We start from the raw sequence: 22,218 nt of genomic DNA on the forward strand, positions 1-22,218 counted from the left end.
TGGCGGCCGCGGGGCCGGGTCATCCTCCCGCTGTTTATATCCCTTGAAATGCTTGGTGCAATTCCGCCAGGTTGAACTTTTTCATCTTCAAAAACGCTTGCGTGACACGGACGCGTTGTTCCGGCGTGCCATTGGCCATCATTTCGTCCAGTACGGCGGGTGAGATTTGCCACGAGACGCCGTATCGATCTTTGAGCCAGCCGCACTGTTCGGCCGCGGGGCCGGCGGAAAGCTTGTCCCAGTAGTAGTCGATGTCCTCCTGTGTCTCGCAATTGACCAGGAGGGAAACCGCCTCGTTGAAGTTGAACCGGTGCTCCTGCGCGCTGTCCATGGCCGCAAACCAGGTGTTCTCCAGCATAAAATCGGTGAACATTACCGTTCCCTCCTTGTCCGGTTCTAGGCCGGGGCCATACCGAAAGAGAGAGCCCGGTTTGGCGTTACGGAAGACCGAAAGGTAGAACTCGCGCGCTTCTTCGGCTTTGCCGCAATTTTCGCCCACGAACATCAGGGAGGGGACGATCGTCGGCCGCTGCTCACCCTCCGGATTCGTCAACATGAGCTGCCACGTCACGCCGTACTTGTCCTGAATCCAGCCATACCGTTCGCTGAATGGGTACTTATCGATCGGCATCAGCGCGGTGCCGTTTTCGGACAGCTTGCTCCACACCTGGTCGATCATCGCTCTCGCGTTCTCCTCCCGGGACGGGTCGAAGTTCACGATAAAGGAGATGGAGGGGTTGATCTTAAAATACGGTCCGGCAGAAATGGCCATAAAAGACTGGCCCCAAACGGTAAACGAAACCAGATCGGAATCTCCCGAGGGCGTATCGCGCAACGTCGTCGCGCTTGTGATTCGGGAATCCGGGAAGACGGTGCAGTAGAACTCGGCGGCTTCTTTCGCCTCTTTGTCGAACCACAGGTGGGGGATGATGGAGTGGGTCAGCGAACCGGTTTTGGCGTCACTCATGTATTTTCCTCCTAAACTAGTAATGTGGAATACCGTTTATATTTTACCCTGAAAATCTATGAGTGACTCTTGACCAAAGATGGCGTTTGAAATGGGCGAAGCGCCTATCGGACTCGGTACGGTCGGGGAGGCAGGTTAGAACGAACCGGTTAGAAATTCGCGAATTCGGCAAAACCCCTGACCGATTAGGCCAGGGGTTTTGATATGCGAGGCGGCCCGCCAGGATGGCCGGGCGCGTCATGTCTTGATGGTCTGGCTGCAATTAATGATAGACATTTACTTCGCGAATGGACCACCAATTCGATGCGCTGCCCGTCTGCACGACTTTCAAGTAGCGGGCTTGTTGTGAACCGAAGGAAGCCGTCACGACGGGACCGTTGCCTATGCCGCCGGCCACGGCGTCGCCCCAGTTCGTTCCGTCGCTCGATACGAAGATTTCATAGCCGCGGGCGTAGTCGTCATTGCTGCCGGTCGAATCCATCACGATTTTGTTGAAATCGTTGGACGTTTTCATGTCAATGACGAAATATTGGCCGGAAGCCATGGGTACGCCCGTGGTCCAGCGGCTAGCCATGTTGCCGTCCAGCAGATTGGCCGGCGCTTCGCCGCTGGAAGGCGTGGACGCAGCGGTCCAGCCGTTTCGGTCCAACGGGACCCCTGCGGATCCGCCTCCGGGATAATCCGTGAGGGTCTGCCTCATCGCCGAGCTTGGACTATTGGCGTAGACTTTGCCCCCGGCGTTGTTGATGATGTGGGTGATTTCGCTGCCGGGCGTGCCGTTCAGCCACACCGTGGTAGCATGGTGGATCTTGACGCCGGGGACGTTCGGCACCTCGATCGCGCTGTTCAGCTTGACGGCCGCATCCCGGAAATAAGAGTAAATGCCTAGCCCCCAGGCTTCATGGCTCGTTACGGAGTCGGCTACTTTATAGGAAGCATATCCGTTAACGGTGCCTCCCTTCGACATCCAGGCCGATTGGTTCGGCACATCGTAAGGGATTTCGGATTGGTAGAAGTATACCCTGCCCCCGTTGCCGTTCCAAACCGTTTGATACTCGTTGTGATGCTCGTTAAACAAACCGTAGATCGTGACGTCGTCGCCGTTGACGACGAGGCCGTTCTTGGAGACGTTGCCGTTCCAGGCGGCGCCTTCTCCGTGGTCGGCGCGCCAGATCCAGAAGTGGTCGGCGATCACATCATCGCTGTTGATTCGGATGGCCACGTCCGTTCGGCCAGCGGCAAATCCGCCGATCCTGAAGGTCAGGTCATGCAGGGAGGCGGGGTTGGAGGCATGTCCCGCGCTGCTTCCGGAAGGCCCGACCTCCAGCAGGACGGGGGTATTCACCGGCCCGGCATCAAAGGTTAGTCCGGCGATCTTGACCCCGTCAACGTCGGCCACCGACATGGCCGGCAGGCCGCTGTCGGGCACCAGGGTAGGAATGCCGAGCCCCAGCACGACCGTATCGGGATTCGTGATGCGGATCGTGTCGTTCAAGTGGAAGAAGCCCGGCGTGAACAGCAGGTGTTTGCCTTGGCTCAGCGCAGCGTTGATGCTGGAGGCCGTGGCCGTATCCGGTTTGGCGACGTAGAACCGATCAAGCGGAATGGCTGTGCCCGGCGTGCTGCCTCCCGCCCAGCTTACCCCTTGCGTGTCCCTTTGGAGGGTTGGCACGAATACCTGATATTGTCCGGCGTTGTCGACGAACAGATACGGTTTCTCGCGAATGACGGGCGTCTTGGGTACGACCGTATAAGGGGGATCGGGGAACTGGCCGGACGGCGCGTTGTTCGAGCCGACGAACACCATGTTCCAAACCCCGTTATTCCAGGCTCCCCATTGGCTGTTTCGGGACAGCCATTGCTGTTGGGAGGCGGGGACGACCGCTCCGTCGACGATGGAATCGGCCAGGAAGCCGCCGCTGGCCCAGCCCGCGTTCCAGTTGGAATCAAAGTCGAACAGATCAAGCTGGCCCTTGATATGCAGGCGTCTTAACGGCGCTGCTTGGGAGACGGCGATTTGGGTTGTGCCGCTTGATGGCGCAATCGTCAAATTTTCGATCGTGCGCCAAAAATTCCGGGTGGCGTTACCGTTATCCCAATCCGCGTTGACGTTCAGGCCGCCGTTGATCGTGACGTCGCCCGGATTTCGCCCGAGGCCGGCTACATGCGTATTAAAGCCTACATTAAAGTTGAGATTGTAGGAGCCCGGCTTAAATAGAAGCGCTTTGCGCTGGCTACCGAATTCATTGTCCTCCTGCACGGCGAACACGGAATCGACGACTTGCTGAATATCGGAAACGGGCATCGTGGAATCAAACACGTAGACGTCGGGACCGAAGAGGGTGGAATTGGCGTCTCCGATGGGCGCCGCGCCCGTAAAGCCGGGACCGATGGCAAACAGGCCGACGGCCATCATCATGCTGGAAAGGATGGATATCGCTTTTTTTGACATGTGCATTACCTCCCATTTATTGTTCCAATGAACAGAATGGATAAAAAATCAATAATTTACTATGATTGCGCTTGCATATTCGAAGCCATTAACCTCCTTTCCGTTTAGAGTGAGCGTCCCTACGAAAACCTGGTTGTATTGATATTATATCTAATTATAGTAAAGTCTGGTATTTATTTTTTTCTCCCGGAACTAGGACTTTTAGCATAATAAGGTTTCTATGCGGGTGGACATCTTGTACAATCAGAGATAACGAGTTGCGACTAAACATTGGATATGGGGAAATCAACGAAATGGGATCGGAAATCAACGTTTACATTACGCTTGTCGCCACTTCCGGCGTACTCAACTTTTTCCTGGGCATTTATGCCTTCGTCAATCGCAAAAACATACCGTATTCACGTACTTTCCTTGTATATAACGCGGCCTTGGCCATCTACATTTTCGGTTTTGCCTTCGAGCTGTCGAGCGATTCACTGGAGGAGATCAAGCGGTGGATCGTCGTGGAGTATATCGGCATGCCCGCTTCCGCCGTATTGAGCCTGCTGCTCGTATTTCGTTACCTTGGCAAAAATGTTTCGCGCAAGACGACTGCGTCTATGTTCGTCATTCCCGCAATCACGCTGTTTATGGTGACGACGAACGATTTGCACCATTTGTTCTACAAAGCCGTGTATATCCGGGAATCCTCCTCGATGCCGCTTGTGGACATCGACATCGGGCAATGGTATATCGTGCACGGCGCCTATACCTTCGGCTGCTTGCTCGGCGGTTTCGTTCTGCTGCTGCGCCGGTGGCCGCGGACGAAAAAGTTGTATCGCTTCCAGCATGCCACCTTGATCATTTCGCAAATGATCCCGATGTTGGCCGCCTTTCTTTATCTGCTGGGTCTCACCCCGGGAGGGATGGATCCCGTGCCGATGGTGCTGTGCCTGACCTCCGCCATGTACATTTGGGCGATCGTGTCTTCGCGGATGCTGACGATCGTGCCGATCGCCAAGGAGAGCTTGTTCGAGAGCATGAGGGAAGGGGTTATCGTGCTCGACGGCGCGCGCCGAATCGTCGATTATAATCGGGCGCTGGCCGGGCTGCTGCCGTTGATCGGATCGCGGGTGGTCGGCAAGCCGTTGTCCGAGGCTTGGCCGGAGCTGACGGGCGTTGAATTCCCTCGCGTCGAGAACATCGACGGGATGGAGGAGGAGCTTCGCTGGGAATTACGCGGCCGCCCGCTTACGTGCCTGGTCCGTTCTTCGCCCGTGACCAGCAAGGGCGGCGAAACGTTGGGTACGCTGCTGCTGCTGATCGACGTCACGGAGCAGAAGCGGCTTGAGGACCAGCTGAAGCAAATGGCCTTCCAGGACGGGCTGACCGGGATCCCCAACCGGAGGCATTTCCTCAGTCAAGGCAAGGCGATGCTGGAGGAGGCCTTAGCAGCCGGGGCTCCGTGCGCCATCATTTTGTTCGATATCGACTATTTCAAGCGGATCAATGATAAATACGGCCATGAGACCGGAGACCGGGCGCTTGTGCACGTTGCCGAGGTTTGCGGTCGGGAGCTGCCGCCGGGGGCGTTATTCGCCCGCTACGGCGGGGAGGAATTCGCACTTGGCTTAACGGGCACCGCTATCGGGGAAGCGGTCGAATTGGCCGAACGGCTGCGGAAGGCTTTAAGCGACGAGCCGCTGCAAACGGGGACGGAAGCGATTAGCATCACGGCGAGCTTCGGCGTCGCCTATTCTCTTGGAACCGGCGATACGTTGGAGGCGATGCTGCAGGACGCGGACGCCGCATTGTACGACTCGAAACGAAACGGCCGGAACGCGGTCAGCTTGGTTGCCGCTGCCATGGAATAAAGACATCAGGCTAAATCAATACGTAAAAAACAGGGTGATATTCCCCGCAGAGCTCTTCTGCGGCGTGAACGTCACCCTGGTTTCGTTTCGTGGCAGCCGCGTATTGGCGAGTGAAAATATTTAAAATTTGAAGGAAGGAATTTTCAATAAATTGAAGAAATAAACAATTGAGTTATTTAATAGGATGGCATTTCCGTATCTTTAAAAGGAGGCATATTGATGTCCATTGAAATGAAATCGACGCCTGAGATTTCCACGCTAGTGAAACCAACCCCCGAAATGCTAGCTTCGCGCAGGGCTCAAGTCAAGCAGATGTATCCCCATGCCCGCGTATTTACGCTGGATCACCTGGAACCGGTGCTTCAGATCAATTCGCACGTCGCCCTGTTGCAGTCCGCGCCCCAAACGATTACGCTAATCACGCCCGATCATGACGATCATTCCCGGGACCAACTGTTCATCGGACATGTGCCGATCGCTCGCGCCAACTGGAACTATGACCCGGACACCTGTATCCTTACGTTTCGCCAAGGCCACGGGGACGACCGCTTAAGCGGGGAGTTCCGGATGGTCCGAGACCGCACCTCCGGCTTCGGGGCGCTGCAAATCGGCAAGGCCGCGTTCGCCGCCGAGCTTCATGCCAAGCCCGTCACTTATACGATGAAGTCGGGACTGGATGCCGCCTATGTGGCCGGGGACAATATTGCCCCGCAATTGAAGTGGGACGAGCAATCGGCCCGTTGGACCGGGGCCGCCTGGAGCGGCACGACGATGACTTTTACGTACGGAATCGTCAAGGAGGGCAGCATAGCCGGGCAAGACGTCTACTATGTCTCCTGCGTATTTACGGATGCCGACACCCAAGAGACCTGGGATCCGGGATACGGCAATTATTCCGCTTACATCACCTCCGATTTCGTGCTGAACTTTGCGCTGAATAACGGCGTCACGCCGCAGCCTGATCCTTCCAATCCCTTCTCCCGTTTCCAAAGCACGCGTTTCCCTTATATCCTTACCGCCAAGCTGGATGCCTTCGCGCAGCATTTTACCGGCTCTATGCTATGCGGACAGCGCAATCTGGAAGGCGCGGTCTATGGCGTACAGGGCGTTTACGACCAATCCGCGCAGAACGGTATGTATGAACTCCGTCACGATGGCATGCCGGAAGGAGCGGACAGCCATTTGATCGGCCTCCACGGCGGAACCTTGGTTATTGACCAGCAACCGGTAGAACAATCCGTCCAGACCGGCAATTTGCTGCAATGGACGGGATTGCCGCCGGAGCTCATGGCCAAAACCGGGCTGCCGGAATCCGGTTATCTCAAGCTCAGCGCCGACGGAACCACGATTCTGGAAGGGGTAGGCGGCGCTCACGGCCGCCGCGTGTCTCCCGAGGAAGCCGCAAGCCTGGCCGAGGGTATCGGCCATCTTCCGGTGCTGCAGGCGGTGCTTCATCGCATGGCTGCCCCCTATGCGGCGACTGCGGATGCCGGCCTGAATTTCATGGACCTGGTGAACATGGACCAGTTCGTGCGCGATGAGAAGGGCGGCTGGTACGATGCCGTACAACAGGACTCGATGGAGGACTTCTACTCCGTCCTCCTGTACAACATGGATGAAGGGATGCGCAAGCAATTCATTACGCCCAATCCCCCCGACCTGGACCCGACGGTCAAAGGCATCGCGGGTATGAAGGGGAGCAAGGGAACTTCCCCTTCCACTTGGTACAATACGCTCAGTACGGCGTATCTGACGACCCTGCTGTCCAAAACGCAAAACGATCCGGCCACGAAATACCTGAACGCGAGAAGAGCGGACAAATGGCTGCGAAAGCAAACGGGCCTTAGCGACGTATTTTCCGTGCAAGGGCCGGCGCTTTACAATAACCGCTGGCTGCAGAAGTTCACCGGGACGACGGCGTTCAAGAACGACCAGCTCGCGAACAAGGCGAAATACGCGCCGCTGATCGACCAGGACCTCGCCGCTTGGAAGGAGCAGATGAAGCAGTCCGTCGAAGCGACCGACCAGCAGATGACCGACCTGATGAAGACGCTGGACGACATCGGGGCCAAAGCGAAGGAAGGGAACTATTGGACTTACGTTGTGTTCAAATATGCCACCAATCCCGCGTTTTTGAACATGCTCCAGACGATCTCGTTCAACCCGGACGGCGTGGACGGCTCCGAGTTCATGCGCCGCATCCAGCGTACGTCCGCGGTGTTGAACGTATTGGACGAAAGCTCGTTTTTCACCAAGGAATTCGTTTACGTCATTCAAATGTTCCAAACGGCGAACATCCTTCCCCAATTGATCGATTATTCGGGCAACCTGGAGGATTACAGCTACGCCGTCAATGCGATCATCACGAAATTTATCGAAACCTATTTAAACGGAACGGACCCGGATATGCAAAAAGCGGCGCAGGAATTCTCCAAAATGCAGGAACAGAAGCTGGTCGCGGACCTGATGCTCCTGTTCCAGCAGACTTCCGTCAATTCGGGCGGCTTGTACAACTGGGGTCAGCTAATGTCCAATTTCGAGAGCAAGGTGGTTCAGTTCTTCGGCAATACCATTCCGAAGCTGGCCGTGCTCGGCGTAGGGATGGCCGCGGCAGCTTACGGGATCGTCGGTTTCGCGACCGGCCAGATCAAATGGAAGGACTTGCCGTGGACGCAGCAGAGCGGCATCGTCATGGTCGGCGTCGGCGTGCTCGCCCAGCTCGTGGTGCTGGTGGTGCGCCGTGCCGTGGCGGTGAGCGTGTTGTTCAGCGCTAACAGCGGCTTTACCCAAGCGCTTCGGTTGTTTTTCTCGCCGAAACTGCTCGGCGACGCACAAATGCAAGCGACCTCCGGTTTCCGCAGATGGCTGCTCAGCGACGGCGGCGTCCCGCAAGTCAGCCAAGGCTTCGATGAATTCGGGATCGCCGCGATGGTGGCCAGGGTAGAGACCGAGGCCGATATCGCCGCGTCCTCCGGGGCAGTCCGCTGGATCTTCGGGCGCAACATGAACGAATTCATCGCCACGCGCGTCGGAGCGATCATGGCGGTCGCAGGGTTGGTGTACAGCGCCATTTCGCTGCATGACGCAATCAACTCGATGCATCCGAACGATTTGGAGATCGCGGCGAACGCGTTGTTCGTTGCGGCTTCAGCACTGGAGGTCATCGCGGTCGGCGGAGCCTGGATCGCCGGGGGCCTGGGCGTGGCCTCGTCCGTGATCGCCGGAGGCCTGACCGTCGGCGCGTTCTTCTCGATTCTCAGCGGTATCGCCATCTTGGCGATGATCGCGGGGGCGATCCTGCTGATCGTTTACCTGTCCAAACCGCAGCCGTCGCCGATCGAAGAATTCGCCAAAAAACAAGCCAAAGACGCCGGCTACTACATGCCGCACGGGACCGACATCGATTATTTCGCGATCTTCCAGCCGGATAGCGGACCGCAGCTTGCAGGCCTCTCGTTGTTGGTCGGCAATGGCCCCGCTTGCCTGCAAATGAAAACGGACGGCACTGTCAATATCGGAGTGATGGATCACACCGCGGCCACCGCTTTCTACCTCGAAGTGGACGAGTTCGGCCGGGCCACGTTCGTCGCTCCGCTTGCCGACGAGAATGGACAATCCGCAGCCCGGGTCCTGACGCTGAACGAACAGGGGCAGGTGGTTGCCGCCGAATCGATCACCGATGCGGCCAAACTCCAGCAGCAGCAATGGTACGCCGAGGTGCAATCCGATCCGGTGCTGGACGGAGACGGACGGCTTCTTTCCGCCAAATTCGCGTTATATGCCAACGTAACGAACAGTGACAATACGGTGACGAAGCATTACTTGGCCATAGAGGACGGCGCGGATGTCGTCGGTTCCTCCGAGCCTTATGCCTGGTCGCTGCAGATGGTCTCCACGGGACCGCAGGGTTTGCACATGTCGGACATCGAATTGAAAACGTACAATAAGGATACGGCTAAAAACCCGGCGTTGATCATGCCGGGCAGCTCGCCGCGAAACTGGAGCATCATGCCTAGCTTGCCCGAATTCATGACGTTTGAGCCGGCGACCGGCACGATCGCCCAGAAAGTGGGCGTGGCGCCTCCCTTGTTCCCGCCGACAGTCTTTACGCTTAGCGTCAGCAATGCAGTCGGAAACGCAAGTACGAAGTTCAGCTTATCGGTGGTGAATCCGCCGCAAGGAGAATGATGATGTCGGGTTATTCCGTGATGGAGCCTGCCCGTTTGTTCGGGGAGTCCGAGCTGGACCAAGCGGTTGAACGGTTGTTTGCCGCCCTCCCGAACGTGGGAACGAACGAGGCGGGAGAGGCGGCCCGGAGCGTTCTGGTGAACCGCATGAAGGGGGCGACCCCGGGACGGGCCACAACGCCATACATCGGGGTTCAGGGGAAAAAGTTCATCGAGATCTTTTTTCCTCATTACTCGGTGCAGAACTATCAGGGAGACGTTAGCGCCGTGACCGGGCTGCCGGACGACTTCTGGTCGGGATTCAGCGTGGCGGTGCTCTGCGAAGCGATGTGGAATATCACCTCCGATCTCCGTCCCCAGTTGATGATCGACCGGATTCGTCAAGCCGTCGCATCCTCCATGGGCAGGGTTCACGTTTCCGCAACGGCCTGGTATACGCATATGCTCTCCCGGATCGGCGTCCAACGCGAGTTGTCGGCGATTCCGGAGAACCGTTACCCCGAAGCGGCAGCCATTTACATAGGGGCGCTGCGGAATCCGGCCTGGATTCAAGCCAAAATCGTGCAATACGAAAGCGGGACCTGGACGAACCGGGATTGGGAGCTGTACCACCACTGGGTGAAGCTGGCCGCCTTAGGGGCCGGCGACGCCGCCATCAACGAGACGATCCAATATCTCGTCTCGCGGCAGTTGCCCGTCCCGGACGAAGTTCGTGCGGGCGTTTGGAGGGCGTACCGCCGCTGGCTGAGCGGCGACATCGGTTGGGGGGACGTGCGGGGGGACGCAACGGGAGGGATTTTGCGGGAAGAATGTTATGTTTACAACGGGATTCCTTCTTGCATGAAAGAAAGCAACTCATTCGAATTTACCGCCCATTCCCAGCCCGGCAACGGCTACAGGCAGACACCAAGCAGCAGTTGCTTCGAACGCGGGACGCTGGTCCTGATGTCTGACGGCACCAAGCAGCCGATCGAGAACGTGAAGGCTGGCCAATCGGTGCTGACGCCGGCCGGGCCCAAAACGGTTTTGATGGTGTCAACGCCGCTGCGTGCGCGCCGGCCGTTGTATCGTTTTCAGGATAGCGGATTCCGGTTTGCGGCCACGCATCCGTTCGTGAATTACCGCTCCCTGCATGACGCGGCTGCCCAGCCGGCATACCTTTGCGTCGATCCGCTGGCCTTGATCAACATGGTGCCCACGCTGTCGACCTTCGGGGTTGCGCCGCTTCAAGAAGCCGTGGGCCAGTTGTGCCGTTATGGCGATAACGGCATTTCCGGGATGTCCGTGCCGCCGATCGTCGGCAGCACGGACGAACAGGAGGGGGACGTGCTGTACGACTTAATCGTGGATTTCAGCCATACCGGGCGCTCGGAATATTATGTCGGGGACGAACATTTTATGGTGTTGGCCAGCTCGGAAATTCCCAGATTCCATCGTTCGCCGGAAGGCGCTCATGCGATTCTGGCGCTGCTCCAGGGCTCTCGCGATACCGTCCTGAAAGCGATGGAGCCTGTGTCTGACGGAGATTTTGCCGATGTGCTGCAGGTAGCCTTGACGGCGGTATCGCAAGCGCTGCTGAAGGAGGTGCTGGCCCAATGGCAAAACGAATCCGGACATGGCGCAGCTCTCGCGGAGGCGGGGTTCCCGGGTGACTCAAGCCGGAACATTCGGGGGATGCAGGCGCTGGAGGTAAACGTCAGCGATGCGCTGACCCTGTTTACCGCGGTGGATAACGGCTGCGCAGTTGCCTTATACCAGGGGAGGATGGGGACGCTGTACGATCAATTGGCTGCGCAGTTCGGTATGCCGTTCATTGCGGCGATCGATTTGGGCTGGCGGAATATGGCCCGGGTAGACGAAACCATGGCTACGTTGTTGTCGGTATCGGTATATGCGCTTGAGCTCGATGGGGGATATCGTTTGCCGGAGGAGGCGACGCTGGAACTCCATTGCTCGCTGCTTTACGAGGGGGCACGGTTCGATGGCACGCTGCCGGTTTTTTCGGCGGACGATGCGTTTTGCCACACCTTCGATCAGTCCCTTTATTTCGACATGTGGAGGCCGCAGGCGGAAGGCTGTTACTGGAGCCTGCAGTTTCAACTGGTGGACCGGTCCACGGGCGAGGCGGCCTGCGCTACTTCCCCGCAGCCGCTGCCAAACTCGTTTGGCCGAGGGCTGCGGATCATGAAAACGTTGGTTCAAGCGAAGGACGGCAGCCAATGCGGCCAGATCACGTTTGACGCGCGTCCGCTCAACGATCTGATCTATGCGCAGGAAACCGCCGCCCGAGGGCAATGGACGGCGGACAAAAAGCATCTCCTTGCCGAAGCCATCGGCCTCAAAGCGGCGGATTACCTGAACCGGAGCATCCTGCCCGCGCTGCGTTTGTTCGGCAATACCGCGAATGCCCAGACCGGAAGCATTTTTCCGCCGCTGCCGCTGCCGCCGTCGCCGCAAACGGCGGACCGGACCTAACCGGGCGTTCGCGGGGGAAATAAAAAAGGGCGTCATCCATCGTGATCCGGATGGCGCCCTTTTGTCATTCGCCGATATAGTTTTTCAGGTTGTGCAGTACTTTCCGGGATAAGCGTTCCCGTGCTTCACGGGTCCATCCCGACACTTTATCGGTGAAGATGATATTGGGATACCGATGAAGTTCGGCTTTTAATGCTCCGGCGCCGTCCGCATCAAAGATGGCATAGTTCCCGTCGCCCTGGATCCATTCCCGGAATGCGGCGGAATCGAAAGGGGCGCCCAGTGAGGTGTTGATCAGGATCCTGCCGTGCCCCCATGCGGCGAACTCTTCTTGTCCGAGGATCATGGTGTTTCTGGGCAAATGCATCGATACGATTTCCGAGGTTTGCAGCAGTTCGCCGAGGGGAAGGTAAGCATACCCTGCTTGTTCGCTTTCCCGTTTGCGGCTTCGGCTGTAATAATTTACGTTCATGCCGAAAGCGGCGGCTCTATGCGCCAGCATGTTGCCCGTCGTCCCCATGCCGATGATGCCGAGCTTGCGCTGCGTCAACTCCACGGGTTCGCTCCGCCATTGGTTCGGGCCCAGCCCTTTCAGCAAGCGGATGAGCTCGCTCATGATGAATTCGGCAACCCCTTCGTCGCCGTAGTCGCGAATTCCCCGGACCTCGATGCCGCCCGCTTTGGCCGCTGCGATATCGACATTGGCCGAACGCTCGTCATAAAGACTGCAGCACATGCCGATATATTTGATCGAAGGGTTGCTTTCGATGACCTCGTCGTCGATTTTTGTTCTCCAGGAGACGAGCACGCAATCCGCCCCCCGGATTCTTTCCATAATCTCGCCTTTGCCATGCGGATCGCTATCGAACATGATGATCGGTTGCTTCGAGTGCTTCTTTAATTCTTCCAGGGCCCATCCTTCGAGTCCGATCTTGTCCACGCATACGATTTGGTTGAACTTCATGAAGACCTCCTTGTTCGGGAATATCGCGACTTACGATGCAGGATCTTCCTTGAATCCTTGCTTTATACTATACCACGATGGACGGTGCTTGCGCGTTTCCCTCCATCCCCGGCATTTGTGAACTGTGATAAAATGGAATTAGATCTGGAGGGAGGGGATGGAGGTGGAATTAGGTCAGCCGGTGGGCCAGGGAAACACGGCGCAGATTTACTTGCGCGATGGAACGGAAAATGTTGCGTCCTCCAGCATAACCGCAGCCAAACGGTAGCCTTTCGATAACAAGTCGGAGGCATCAAACGGGGCGGGGCCGATCGGCGGGAACCAGTCCTCGGAATCGCCGGCCGTTGGCGTGAAGGATGAATCCCCTTCGGAGCCGTTCGGCGGAGCTGCCTCGTACCACTCCCGCATGCCCGCTTCTTCCGCCATCTTCCCCATGTCCGGGACGGCCCCGCATGACGATCCCGCCGGCGTCGGCCGGATGAATCCGGTCTCATCCACAAACAGGAGGACCCGCTCCCCCGCACCTCTGGCTATATATTTCAACATCACGGCATGTTCCACCATCCGGCGCCATGCGCCATAGGCCTCTTCTTCAAAACCGGCTACGGCCAGCAGTCGCAAGGCCAGCATCGATTTATGGAACCGGGTTAACCCATGCATGTAAGCATAAGCCGGCATATTTTGCGGCACAGGCTGCTCCAGCAAACAGGTTTCCAGCCTTTCGGCCGATTCGTTTAAAAGCTTGAGCCAGCTGCTATGTCGGCACTCCATTTCCGCCGTCACTTCCTCATCGTAAACCACGGGTCGCTCACCTCGTTTTATCCGCGTTCGATTGCTTGCTTTGATGCCACTGTAAACGATGAAACGCATTTCAGGTCAAGCTTTTCTCTGCTTTTGCATAGCCGGATTTTTGTGTACAGTGGAAAGAGATCAAACACGGCATTTTTAACGGAGGTATCCTATGGCGAATATCAAGGAAATCGCCAAGCTGGCGGGCGTTTCGGTGGCCACCGTTTCGCGGGTCATCAACGATCACCCTTACGTCAGCGAAGAAAAACGCGAAGCGGTCAAACGGGCCATGGAAGCGGCCAATTACGAGCGGAACATCAACGCCGTCCATTTAAGCCGGGGCAAAACGAATCTGATCGGGGTGGTGGTCCCCTCGATCCGTCGCCCTTACTATGGATTGCTGGTGGACGGCATCGCGGACGAGGCGATCAAGGACAATTACAAACTGGTGTTCATCCAGTCGGATTACGAGGTCGAACGGGAACTGGATGCGTTGATGATGCTGAAGCTGAAGCAGATCGACGGGCTGATCATCGGCTCCAGGGCATGCGAGTGGGAAGTTGTCGAGGAGTATGCCAAGTACGGGCCGATCACCGTGCTGGAGGATGCCCGCGGCCGGGGCGTGTCGTCCATCTTTTTCGACCATTATGATAGCTTTACTCGGGCGCTGGCTTATCTTTGGGAAAAAGGCCATCGCAAGATCGGGTACTGCCTGGCCCGAAAATCGAGCCCGAACAGCTTGAGGCGAGCGGCAGCATACCTGGATTTCTACGCAAGCGTCGGTCAGGCTTACGATCCGGCTTATGTTTTCTATGACTGCGCGCTTCTGGAAGACGGGGAATGGATCATGGAGCGGATTTTGGGGATGGAGGACCCGCCGACCGCGCTGCTGGTGACGAGCGATCAGGTCGCCGCCGGCATCTTGGCCTGCTGTCGGGAACGCGGGATCCAAGTGCCGGACGAGCTGGCCATCGTCGGATTCGATAACCAGCCCATCGCGAAAATGCTCAATATCACGACCTTTGAAATTCCGCTGATCGAAATCGGCCGAAAGCTGTTCCAGCAGGCCACCCGGGACCGGCAGGTTCATCTCGAGATTCCCCTTCATTTGATCGAACGCTCTACGGTGTAGCTCCGGCGGCCCCTCTGCCTTACTCCTTCCAAGGGGAATGCAGAATGCAGTCGCAGAAATTCGTCCGTTGGAAGCCGGGAATCATGTGTGCGCACACATCGGCTTTGATGTTCCCGAACGTTGTTTCCGTTTTGTGCTTAAAGCCTTCAAAAAAGGCGGGGATAATACGGTTTTTGAAGTCGTTGCGGGGATAAGCCGCTACGATCTGAGCGCGCTGCTCCTCCGTGATGCGCTCGAAGTTTTCCCCCAAGACGTCATAGCCGACCCCGGAAATCAGCAATGCCACTTCGGGCTCCTTGTATTCGGCGACCCCGATGGTCGTATGCAGCGCGATCGCATCCCACACCAGCCGGATCGATTCCTCCGGTACGCCGCGGCTGCGGAGGAAATCGCGGGCCGCGTTGGCGCCGTCGACTTCGAAGCGTTTATCCGGACTGCTGAATCGGCGGGTCAGGCCCAAGTCGTGAAACAGGGCGCTGATGTACAGCAGATCGGCATCATATTTTACGCCCGCCCGGTTGCCTTGCACGGACGCGAACAGGAACACCCGGTTCGAGTGGTTCCATAACAGTTCGTCCCCGTGATCGCGCAGCAGCTCGGCGGCTTCCTTGGCGATTCGGCTATCGGGAATACGGACATCGGCGATCAAGTTTGACATTGGTTCATGCCTCCTAAGCGTTGTTTTTCTTGCAGGCCCATTGTATCGCCCGGCCCGATCATTGATCAATATGATTGTTTCGATGATAATAATAGAAGAATTAAATCAAAAGAAGGCGATGGGGGGATTCCCGTGGAATTGAGACAATTGGAATGCTTCAAAGCGGTCTGCCAGGAGCTGCATTTCACCCGGGCCGCCGAGATCCTGGGCATCTCGCAGCCTACGCTCAGCTATCAAATCAAGCTGCTGGAGGATGAGCTCGGGGTGCCGCTGTTCAATCGGATCGGGAAAAAGATTACGATGACCCCGGCCGGTGAAATTTTATCCAAGCACAGCGGGCAAATTTTCCGTTCTTTGGCGGCCGTGCGCGAAGAACTCGGGGAATGGCGGAACATGGAGCGGGGCGAGCTTTCCGTAGCGGTGTTGATCGGGGAACTCAATGAGCTCGTGTCGGGGCTGCTTGGCGAATTCCATCAAAGTTATCCCAAGCTGCGGATCAGGTTGCACGGCGCGGAAGACGTGGTGGAACCGCTACTCTCGGAAGAGGCCGACTTCGCGGTCACGATTTTGCCGATCCACGATGAACGGTTCGTCCAGCTTCCATTGTATGAGGAAGACTTCTATTTCGTGGCCCGGCGAGACCATTCCTTGGCCGCCCGGGACCAGATCGAATTTGACCGGATCCGCGAGGAAAACGTGGTCATGTTTCCGCGAACCCACCGCTGCCGCCAACTGGTTGATGCAGCTAGTTCGGCCAAGGGATTTTCGCTGCAGCCCCGCATCGAGACCACCACGATCGATTCCTTGCTGCTGTTGACCCGATCCGGGGCCGGGGTGACGATCCTGTCGAAAACCTTGCTGGAGATGTCCGATACCCGGGATCTATGCATGATCCCCCTGACCCGTCCGGCCTTAACCCGGGAAGTGGGGGTCGTTTACCTCAGGGACAAATACTTGGGGGCGGCGGCAAAAGCGTTTATTGAACTGATCGGAAAGCAGGTTGGAGCCTTAAAAGGCCGTTAGGCCGAAATTGCGAAATCAAGGAAAAATGGGGCTCTCATGAAGGAAGCAGCTAGGGTTGCTTCTTTGCTTGGGGGCCCGCTTTTTGTTGCGCGGAATAAGGGGGGGACTCGCGCATGTTTCCAAGCGGGGACAGTCATAATAGGACAGAGGAGGCGTGATCCCCATGACGGCAGGCGAAATTTGGTTTTACTTCCTGCTTTACTCGCTGCTGGGCTGGCTGCTGGAAAATGTCTACAGCCTGTTTACGCAAGGCGTGTTTTGGAAAGAGGGTTTTCTGAAAGGGCCGTTTAAGCCGATGTATGGCGTAGCGCCGCTGCTTCTGCTGGCATTTTGCCGGGAGGGCGGCTATTCGCTGCTCATCCTGCTGCTTTGCTTGCTCATCCCGACGGCGGTCGAAGGGATCAGCGGTTATTTGCTGCTTGCGCTGTTCGGGCGGCGATGGTGGGATTATTCGGCCCATCGCGTGCAGCTGGGCGGACATGTTTGCTTGCGTTTTTCCCTGTACTGGGGCGTGTTGTCGCTGGCGATGCTGAGGGCTTTGCACCCGCTCGCAGAACTGGTTTACCGCCAACTGGCGCCGCTATGGCATGCGGCCGGGCCGGCGTTTCTGCTGCTGTTCGCGGCCGATCTGCTGTGGACCTGCTTGACCCGGCGAAGAGCTTGGCGGGGCAGCTTGATTTGACTGCAACGAGAAAAGGAGGAGCATGATGCGAGACCATCCCAAGTTCGTCCGGATTCTATCGGCGCTGATCGCCGGCTGCCTGGCGTCGCTGCTGCCAGTTCCCCTTGGCGGGAGCGCGGAAACGTGGGCGTCGCCCGCAGCGGCGGGAACGGAGAGAGCATCGCATCGCCTGCAGGACGGAGCCGCAGCGTCTCCCAAGGCGAAGGGACGCTCCCGCAAGCTGGCGGTCATTATCGACGATTTGGGCAACCACATGGGCGGGACGGACGACATCATCGCGATGCCGGTCAAGCTGACCGTGGCGGTGATGCCGTTCCTGAAAACGTCGCAGGAGGACGCCCGGCGGGCGCATGAGCATGGCCATGACGTGATTGTGCACCTGCCGATGGAGCCGAAACAGGGCCAGCCGGAATGGCTGGGACCCGGGGCAATCCTGTCGGGCATGACCGATGCGGAAATCCGTAAGCGGGTGGATGAGGCGATCGACCAGGTTCCTTATGCCGCAGGCATTAACAACCATATGGGCTCGAAGGTCACGGGAGACGAGCGGGTCATGTCGATTATTTTTGACGTGTGCCGCGAGCGGGGATTGTTTTTCGTCGACAGTAAAACCAACTATTGGTCCGTGATCCCGCGATTAAGCCGGGAGAAAGGACTGCCTCGGCTCGAAAACGATATTTTCCTCGACGATGTGAACAGTGCCGAGCATATTTCGGGGCAGCTGCGGAAGGTACTGGAGCTGTTGAACGAGCGGGAAAGCTGCGTAACGATCGGCCATGTCGGCATACAAGGACAAAAGACGGCCGCCGTGCTGAAAAAATACATTCCGCTGCTGCAGGCCGAGGGCGTGGAATTCATCGGCATCACCGATTTGGCCCGGGAACAAATCAGTCCCGGAGTTCGTCCGGGACCGGGGTTTACATTACCGTAAAATACTCGGCTATGCCGGCATATAACGCTTCGGCGATTTTCTGTTGACCGCGTCCGCTCGTAAGCAGAGCGCGGTCTTCGGTGTTGCTCAGAAACCCTGTTTCCACGATCACGGCCGGGCAGTCGATGTGGTTCAGCAAATAAAAAGGTTTGCCCAGCTCCGGCAGCATGGATTGGTTCGGCTGGTACAGCCCCTCCAATGCCTGCTGAATCGATGCGGCCAGGAGGGCGCTCCCCCCTTCGTTTTGATGGAGGACGAGCGGTCCGCGTTTCGTTTTGTTGCGCCCCCAGTTCACGTGCAGGCTAACGACGATGGAGGCGGGCAGTTGTTCGCTCAGCTCTTTGCGCTGCGCCAGGTCCCTGAGATGCCGGGAGCGGCTGCGCAGCCAACGGTTATCGTCGCTCAAGGCATAATCGCCCGTCCGGTTCAGGATGGCGCGGTACCCGTGGCTGCGAAGTACCATATAAAGCCGGCGTCCGATCTCGAGGTTGATATCTTTTTCAAGAATATCCTCGTAGGAGGTTCCGCCGTCAATTCCGCCATGTCCGACATCGATCAGAATCACCGGCTCGGGAAAGGCATGCCGAAGATCCTTGTCGTTATCCGCCATCGCCGGGGGGCTTCCTATGCCAAGCATGACGGGCGCAATAACAAGGAACGCCAGCAGGTATATGGCAACTTTTTTCATAAGTCTCACCTTCCAAGCTTTATTCCTATATAGATTGAGCTTCCGGCGGGCAATTCATGCATGGGGCGGATCGCTCGGGGCTTGGCAGGCAGGTTTATGCGGGAGCGTTTCGGAACAAACTAGAGATATCGAGACATGAAGAGCACCGAAAGGAGTCTTGCGCCATGGCAAAAGGCGACGAATTGGTCAAATACATTACCGAACGGGTAGTCGACTACGTGGAAACGCCGCGGGAGGTCCGCCGGGAACGTTCCAAAGCTAAGGAACCGTGGACCCGGCGTTGGTTCGGGATGATTCCGTTTTCCCTCTCGTTATGGGCCGACCAGCTTCCGAAAGCGAAGCGAAAAAAAGCCAAGGGGAAGGAGAACGCAGCAGGTTCCCGCCATGTGTAAGCAGGCGATGGAAAGCAGCGCGTTATCCCGGCTACCTCAAGACCGCTATTTCCCGAAAGGGGAAGGCGGTCTTTTTACGTTTCATTTGGCCGATGACTGCGGGGACGAGGCGGCGGTTGGCTTCGGCGCGGGGATCCGGTCGGCGAGTTTCGCCAGCTTTCGGATCCCTTCCCGGATCTGCGCTTCGCTCGAAAAAGAGTAGCTGAGGCGGATCCACGATGCCAGTTCGCCAAGCGGATCGCAGATTTTGCCGGGGACGAAGGTGATCGAATGTCGGATGCTTTCGGCCAGAAGCGCCTCCACATTCAATCTTCCGGGCACCTGCACCCACAGATTCAACCCGCCTTGCGGCTGACGAATCGCCAACCGGTTCCCGCAAGCTCCTGTTCCATCACATCCCGGCGGATTTGCAGCGCGGTACGCAGCTTCTCCAAATGCAGCTGCAGCCGTTCGGATTCGAAGCAATGCTGGAACAGCTTCTGGTTGACCAGCGGGGTACCGTTGTCGGCCAGCGATTTGGCCGTGGTCAGCGGCGCCATCACCGGTTCGCGCGCGACCACGGCGCAGATCCGCAGCCCCGGGGCCACGTATTTGCTGAAGCTGCGCAGGTAAACGACCCAGCCTTCGGTGTCGTAAGCATACAGCGGCGGCGGCGGCGGGGCATCGAAATAAATATCATGGAACGCGTCATCCTCGATGATCAGGCATCCGTAGCGTTCGGCCAGCTCTACCAGCCGCTTGCGTTGGGCGGCGGGAACCGTGTAGCCGGTGGGGTTGTGAAAGGTCGGATTCATATAGAAAACCCGCGGCCTATGCTGCCTCATCAGCGATTCGACGCGTTCCAGGTCATAGCCTTGCGGGTCAATGTCGACGGACAGAAACCGGGCCCCTTGCTGCCGGAAAATATCGAGGGCGGCGCTGTAAGTCGGGCGCTCGATCATGACCTTATCCAGCGGACGGATGAATACGCGGGACAGCAGCTCGATCGCCTGCTGCGCGCCTGTGGTGATCAGCAGTTCGCCGGCGTTCGACTGAATGCGGCTTCGGGCTTGCAAATGCCGGCTAAGCACGGATCGCAGTTCCTCGTCGCCCTGCACGGGGGAATAGGTGCCGAGCAGCTTGGGATAGCTGTCGAACACTTTTTTGACATGCTCGGAGAGGAAGAGGTTCGGCAACAGGTTCGGGTCGATCAGCGCTTGGGAAAATCGGTAAACGGACGGAATTCGGTGAATTTCGTCCAAATGGTTCCTGAGGTGGCCGGAGAGAGGCAGGGTAGGACTGTTCATGCCCGTACCCGGGCTGGGGCCAGGGGCGTCCTCTTCGCTTGTTTCTCCGCCGACAAAGTAGCCGGATTTCTCCTTGACGTAAACGACCCCGTCCTCCTTCAGCAGCTGATACGCCCGGAACACGGTCAACCGATGGATCTGCAGCTCGGCGGCCAACGCGCGCACCGAAGGCAGCCTGTCTTGGGCTTTCCATTCTCCCCGTTCGATCCGGTCCGCGATATAATCGTATACTTGCCGGAACAGCAGCAGCTTGGCGTGATCCGCCGGTTTGGGCATCCGATGCATGCAGGCTTCTCCTCCTTAAGGGCTTTTTCGTTTATTCTACATTCTACATCAAATCGGCTCGGATCTGTTCTGTCGATTTCCATCTGTTCTGTCGTCGTCCGGGTATGATACAGTTCAACAGGCGAAAGGGGAAATCACGGATGATCTTCATCAATTATTTGATTATATGCCTTATTTTCGGCACTACGTTTTTGGCCATCAAGGTGGGAGTGGATCACGCGGCGCCGCCTTTTTTCTCGGCGGGAATCCGGTTTCTGACCGGGGGTCTGGTTCTGTTCCTGTTCATGGCATGGAGAAAAAAAGCCCGCTTTGCCTTGCTGTTACGCAAAGAGATGCTTCTTACAGGCATAGGACTGACTTTCGGGACGTTTGCGTTCCTGTACTGGGCGGAGCAATATGTGCCCTCCGGCATCGCCGCGGTGCTGTCGGCGACCGGTCCGCTGATGATTCTTCTGCTGCAGATGGCCGTGCTGCGGCAAACCGCGTCGCCGCGCTCCGCCATCGGCATCGTCGTCGGGTTCGCCGGGGTGGTTCTGCTCGTGCTGCCAAGTCTGACGGTATCGTCTGCAGGCAAGTGGTGGGGGATCGGCTGTTTGGCGATCCTGACCGGCCAGGTGTTCTATGCTTCGGGGGCGTTGTACTCCAAGCAGGTCATTTTGCGTTTTCCCGAAGCTTCGCCCATTGCCCTCAACGCCGCTCAGATGATGTACGGTGGGGGCTTGCTGCTGCTCCTGTCATTGTTCACCGAACGGGTGGACCTGCGGGAGCTGGCTAGCCCGTCCGTGGCCGTGTCCCTGCTCTATTTGACCGTGGTCGGCTCGATGGTTGGCCACAGCTTGTTCTATTGGCTGGTGGCGAAGACGAATCCCGTGTTCCCGTCCACCTGGCTGTATGTTTCGCCACTTATTGCGCTTGCGATCGGCGTAGGGTTTTACGGCGAAACCGCCGGCTGGGCGACGGTGGCGGGAGCCGTTACGATTATTGCCGGCACGGTGCTGTCGAACCTGGACGGCTTGCGGCAGCTGCTGCGTAAGCCGGCTCTGGCCAAGACTCCGTCTCCGGCTTCGGCCGCCGCGGGCGGGCCGGGGACGGCGGGAAAGCGATAAGCGGGGGGCTAATCGGGTGGGAAGGAAGCAGAACCAGAACCAGAACCAGAAACCAGAGAGCGTTGACCGGTCGGGAACTTGTCAAAAGTACAGTGCCAAGGAGGGGGAAGTGGAAAAAGCCGGCAAATCACGGTACCCCCGCCTAGCAGTGATCTGTGGAGACAAGTGGAGACGCGGAACAAATGGTTTTGTAGATCGATCTGGAAATCGGGGCTTGACGAAAGGTTCAGGGAACGAGTTTCCGCCGTTCGGTAATCTATCATTGGATTCCGAATCGTAACCAGCGATTTAGGTCAACCCTCGCTGTCCGGACACTTTGCACGATTATCCCGTTTGATCAGATAGCCG

Annotated in this window: 15 protein-coding genes and 1 pseudogene; 9 read left to right on the forward strand and 7 right to left on the reverse strand. The window is 57.6% G+C overall.

Annotation, left to right across the window (positions count from 1 at the left end):
• Positions 1-34: 34 nt before the first annotated feature.
• Together ACQ4N8_RS11880 and ACQ4N8_RS11885 are read right to left on the reverse strand one after the other, a co-directional pair.
• Positions 35-967 (reverse strand): VOC family protein, encoded by a 933-nt coding sequence (locus ACQ4N8_RS11880; protein WP_430704568.1) that lies wholly within the window; start codon positions 965-967, stop codon positions 35-37.
• Positions 968-1,229: 262 nt separating this feature from the next.
• Entirely contained in the window at positions 1,230-3,419 is a 2,190-nt protein-coding gene (locus ACQ4N8_RS11885; RefSeq protein ID WP_430704569.1) for a discoidin domain-containing protein, read from the reverse strand.
• Between the two features lie 293 nt (positions 3,420-3,712).
• Between ACQ4N8_RS11885 and ACQ4N8_RS11890 the strand changes: the two genes are divergently transcribed.
• From ACQ4N8_RS11890 to ACQ4N8_RS11900, 3 genes are all read left to right on the forward strand, one after another.
• A complete protein-coding gene (locus ACQ4N8_RS11890; protein ID WP_430704570.1) occupies positions 3,713-5,272 on the forward strand; it encodes a histidine kinase N-terminal 7TM domain-containing protein in 1,560 nt (519 codons plus the stop codon).
• 219 nt (positions 5,273-5,491) lie between these two features.
• Entirely contained in the window at positions 5,492-9,460 is a 3,969-nt protein-coding gene (locus ACQ4N8_RS11895; protein ID WP_430704571.1) for a hypothetical protein, read from the forward strand.
• 2 nt (positions 9,461-9,462) lie between these two features.
• Positions 9,463-11,934 (forward strand): hypothetical protein, encoded by a 2,472-nt coding sequence (locus ACQ4N8_RS11900; protein WP_430704572.1) that lies wholly within the window; start codon positions 9,463-9,465, stop codon positions 11,932-11,934.
• 64 nt (positions 11,935-11,998) lie between these two features.
• On the opposite strand, the gene ACQ4N8_RS11905 is transcribed toward ACQ4N8_RS11900, so the two are convergent.
• Together ACQ4N8_RS11905 and ACQ4N8_RS11910 are read right to left on the reverse strand one after the other, a co-directional pair.
• A complete protein-coding gene (locus ACQ4N8_RS11905) occupies positions 11,999-12,898 on the reverse strand; it encodes an NAD(P)-dependent oxidoreductase (protein WP_430704573.1) in 900 nt (299 codons plus the stop codon).
• 207 nt (positions 12,899-13,105) lie between these two features.
• Entirely contained in the window at positions 13,106-13,699 is a 594-nt protein-coding gene (locus ACQ4N8_RS11910) for a hypothetical protein (RefSeq protein ID WP_430704574.1), read from the reverse strand.
• Positions 13,700-13,859: 160 nt separating this feature from the next.
• Here ACQ4N8_RS11910 and ACQ4N8_RS11915 point away from each other — a divergent pair, with 160 nt between their 5' ends.
• A complete protein-coding gene (locus ACQ4N8_RS11915; protein ID WP_430704575.1) occupies positions 13,860-14,819 on the forward strand; it encodes a LacI family DNA-binding transcriptional regulator in 960 nt (319 codons plus the stop codon).
• A gap of 19 nt (positions 14,820-14,838) precedes the next feature.
• On the opposite strand, the gene ACQ4N8_RS11920 is transcribed toward ACQ4N8_RS11915, so the two are convergent.
• Complete coding sequence (locus ACQ4N8_RS11920; protein ID WP_430704576.1) at positions 14,839-15,477, reverse strand: HD domain-containing protein; 639 nt, start codon at positions 15,475-15,477, stop codon at positions 14,839-14,841.
• A gap of 132 nt (positions 15,478-15,609) precedes the next feature.
• On the opposite strand from ACQ4N8_RS11920, the gene ACQ4N8_RS11925 reads away from it, so the two are divergent.
• The 3 genes from ACQ4N8_RS11925 (at position 15,610) to ACQ4N8_RS11935 (ending at position 18,113) form a co-directional block, all read left to right on the forward strand.
• Positions 15,610-16,500, forward strand: a complete 891-nt coding sequence (locus ACQ4N8_RS11925; RefSeq protein ID WP_430704577.1) for a LysR family transcriptional regulator — start codon at positions 15,610-15,612, stop codon at positions 16,498-16,500.
• Positions 16,501-16,663: 163 nt separating this feature from the next.
• On the forward strand, positions 16,664-17,182 hold the full coding sequence (locus ACQ4N8_RS11930; RefSeq protein WP_430704578.1) for a putative ABC transporter permease: 519 nt from the start codon (positions 16,664-16,666) through the stop codon (positions 17,180-17,182).
• A 25-nt stretch (positions 17,183-17,207) separates the two neighbouring features.
• On the forward strand, positions 17,208-18,113 hold the full coding sequence (locus ACQ4N8_RS11935; protein ID WP_430704579.1) for a divergent polysaccharide deacetylase family protein: 906 nt from the start codon (positions 17,208-17,210) through the stop codon (positions 18,111-18,113).
• On the opposite strand, the gene ACQ4N8_RS11940 is transcribed toward ACQ4N8_RS11935, so the two are convergent.
• Entirely contained in the window at positions 18,100-18,801 is a 702-nt protein-coding gene (locus ACQ4N8_RS11940; protein ID WP_430704580.1) for an N-acetylmuramoyl-L-alanine amidase family protein, read from the reverse strand. The genes ACQ4N8_RS11935 and ACQ4N8_RS11940 overlap by 14 nt on opposite strands.
• 164 nt (positions 18,802-18,965) lie before the next feature.
• Between ACQ4N8_RS11940 and ACQ4N8_RS11945 the strand changes: the two genes are divergently transcribed.
• Positions 18,966-19,193: a YqzE family protein gene (locus ACQ4N8_RS11945; RefSeq protein WP_430704581.1), complete on the forward strand. Its 228-nt coding sequence runs from the start codon at positions 18,966-18,968 to the stop codon at positions 19,191-19,193.
• Between the two features lie 81 nt (positions 19,194-19,274).
• On the opposite strand, the pseudogene ACQ4N8_RS11950 reads toward ACQ4N8_RS11945, so the two are convergent.
• Positions 19,275-20,764, reverse strand: a pseudogene (locus tag ACQ4N8_RS11950) (PLP-dependent aminotransferase family protein).
• Positions 20,765-20,904: 140 nt separating this feature from the next.
• Between ACQ4N8_RS11950 and ACQ4N8_RS11955 the strand changes: the two are divergent.
• The gene (locus ACQ4N8_RS11955) at positions 20,905-21,870 is read left to right on the forward strand and encodes a DMT family transporter (RefSeq protein ID WP_430704583.1); all 966 of its coding nucleotides are present in this window, start codon (positions 20,905-20,907) and stop codon (positions 21,868-21,870) included.
• Positions 21,871-22,218: the final 348 nt, after the last annotated feature.

Source organism: Paenibacillus macerans (genome assembly GCF_050565405.1).
Classification (GTDB): domain Bacteria; phylum Bacillota; class Bacilli; order Paenibacillales; family Paenibacillaceae; genus Fontibacillus; species Fontibacillus macerans_B.

Coding starts and splice junctions, on each gene's coding strand:
- ACQ4N8_RS11880 (WP_430704568.1), bottom strand. CDS start 967: ATGAGTGACGCCAAAACCGGTTCGCTGACCCACTCCATCATCCCCCAC.
- ACQ4N8_RS11885 (WP_430704569.1), bottom strand. CDS start 3,419: ATGTCAAAAAAAGCGATATCCATCCTTTCCAGCATGATGATGGCCGTC.
- ACQ4N8_RS11890 (WP_430704570.1), top strand. CDS start 3,713: ATGGGATCGGAAATCAACGTTTACATTACGCTTGTCGCCACTTCCGGC.
- ACQ4N8_RS11895 (WP_430704571.1), top strand. CDS start 5,492: ATGTCCATTGAAATGAAATCGACGCCTGAGATTTCCACGCTAGTGAAA.
- ACQ4N8_RS11900 (WP_430704572.1), top strand. CDS start 9,463: ATGTCGGGTTATTCCGTGATGGAGCCTGCCCGTTTGTTCGGGGAGTCC.
- ACQ4N8_RS11905 (WP_430704573.1), bottom strand. CDS start 12,898: ATGAAGTTCAACCAAATCGTATGCGTGGACAAGATCGGACTCGAAGGA.
- ACQ4N8_RS11915 (WP_430704575.1), top strand. CDS start 13,860: ATGGCGAATATCAAGGAAATCGCCAAGCTGGCGGGCGTTTCGGTGGCC.
- ACQ4N8_RS11920 (WP_430704576.1), bottom strand. CDS start 15,477: ATGTCAAACTTGATCGCCGATGTCCGTATTCCCGATAGCCGAATCGCC.
- ACQ4N8_RS11930 (WP_430704578.1), top strand. CDS start 16,664: ATGACGGCAGGCGAAATTTGGTTTTACTTCCTGCTTTACTCGCTGCTG.
- ACQ4N8_RS11935 (WP_430704579.1), top strand. CDS start 17,208: ATGCGAGACCATCCCAAGTTCGTCCGGATTCTATCGGCGCTGATCGCC.
- ACQ4N8_RS11940 (WP_430704580.1), bottom strand. CDS start 18,801: ATGAAAAAAGTTGCCATATACCTGCTGGCGTTCCTTGTTATTGCGCCC.
- ACQ4N8_RS11945 (WP_430704581.1), top strand. CDS start 18,966: ATGGCAAAAGGCGACGAATTGGTCAAATACATTACCGAACGGGTAGTC.
- ACQ4N8_RS11955 (WP_430704583.1), top strand. CDS start 20,905: ATGATCTTCATCAATTATTTGATTATATGCCTTATTTTCGGCACTACG.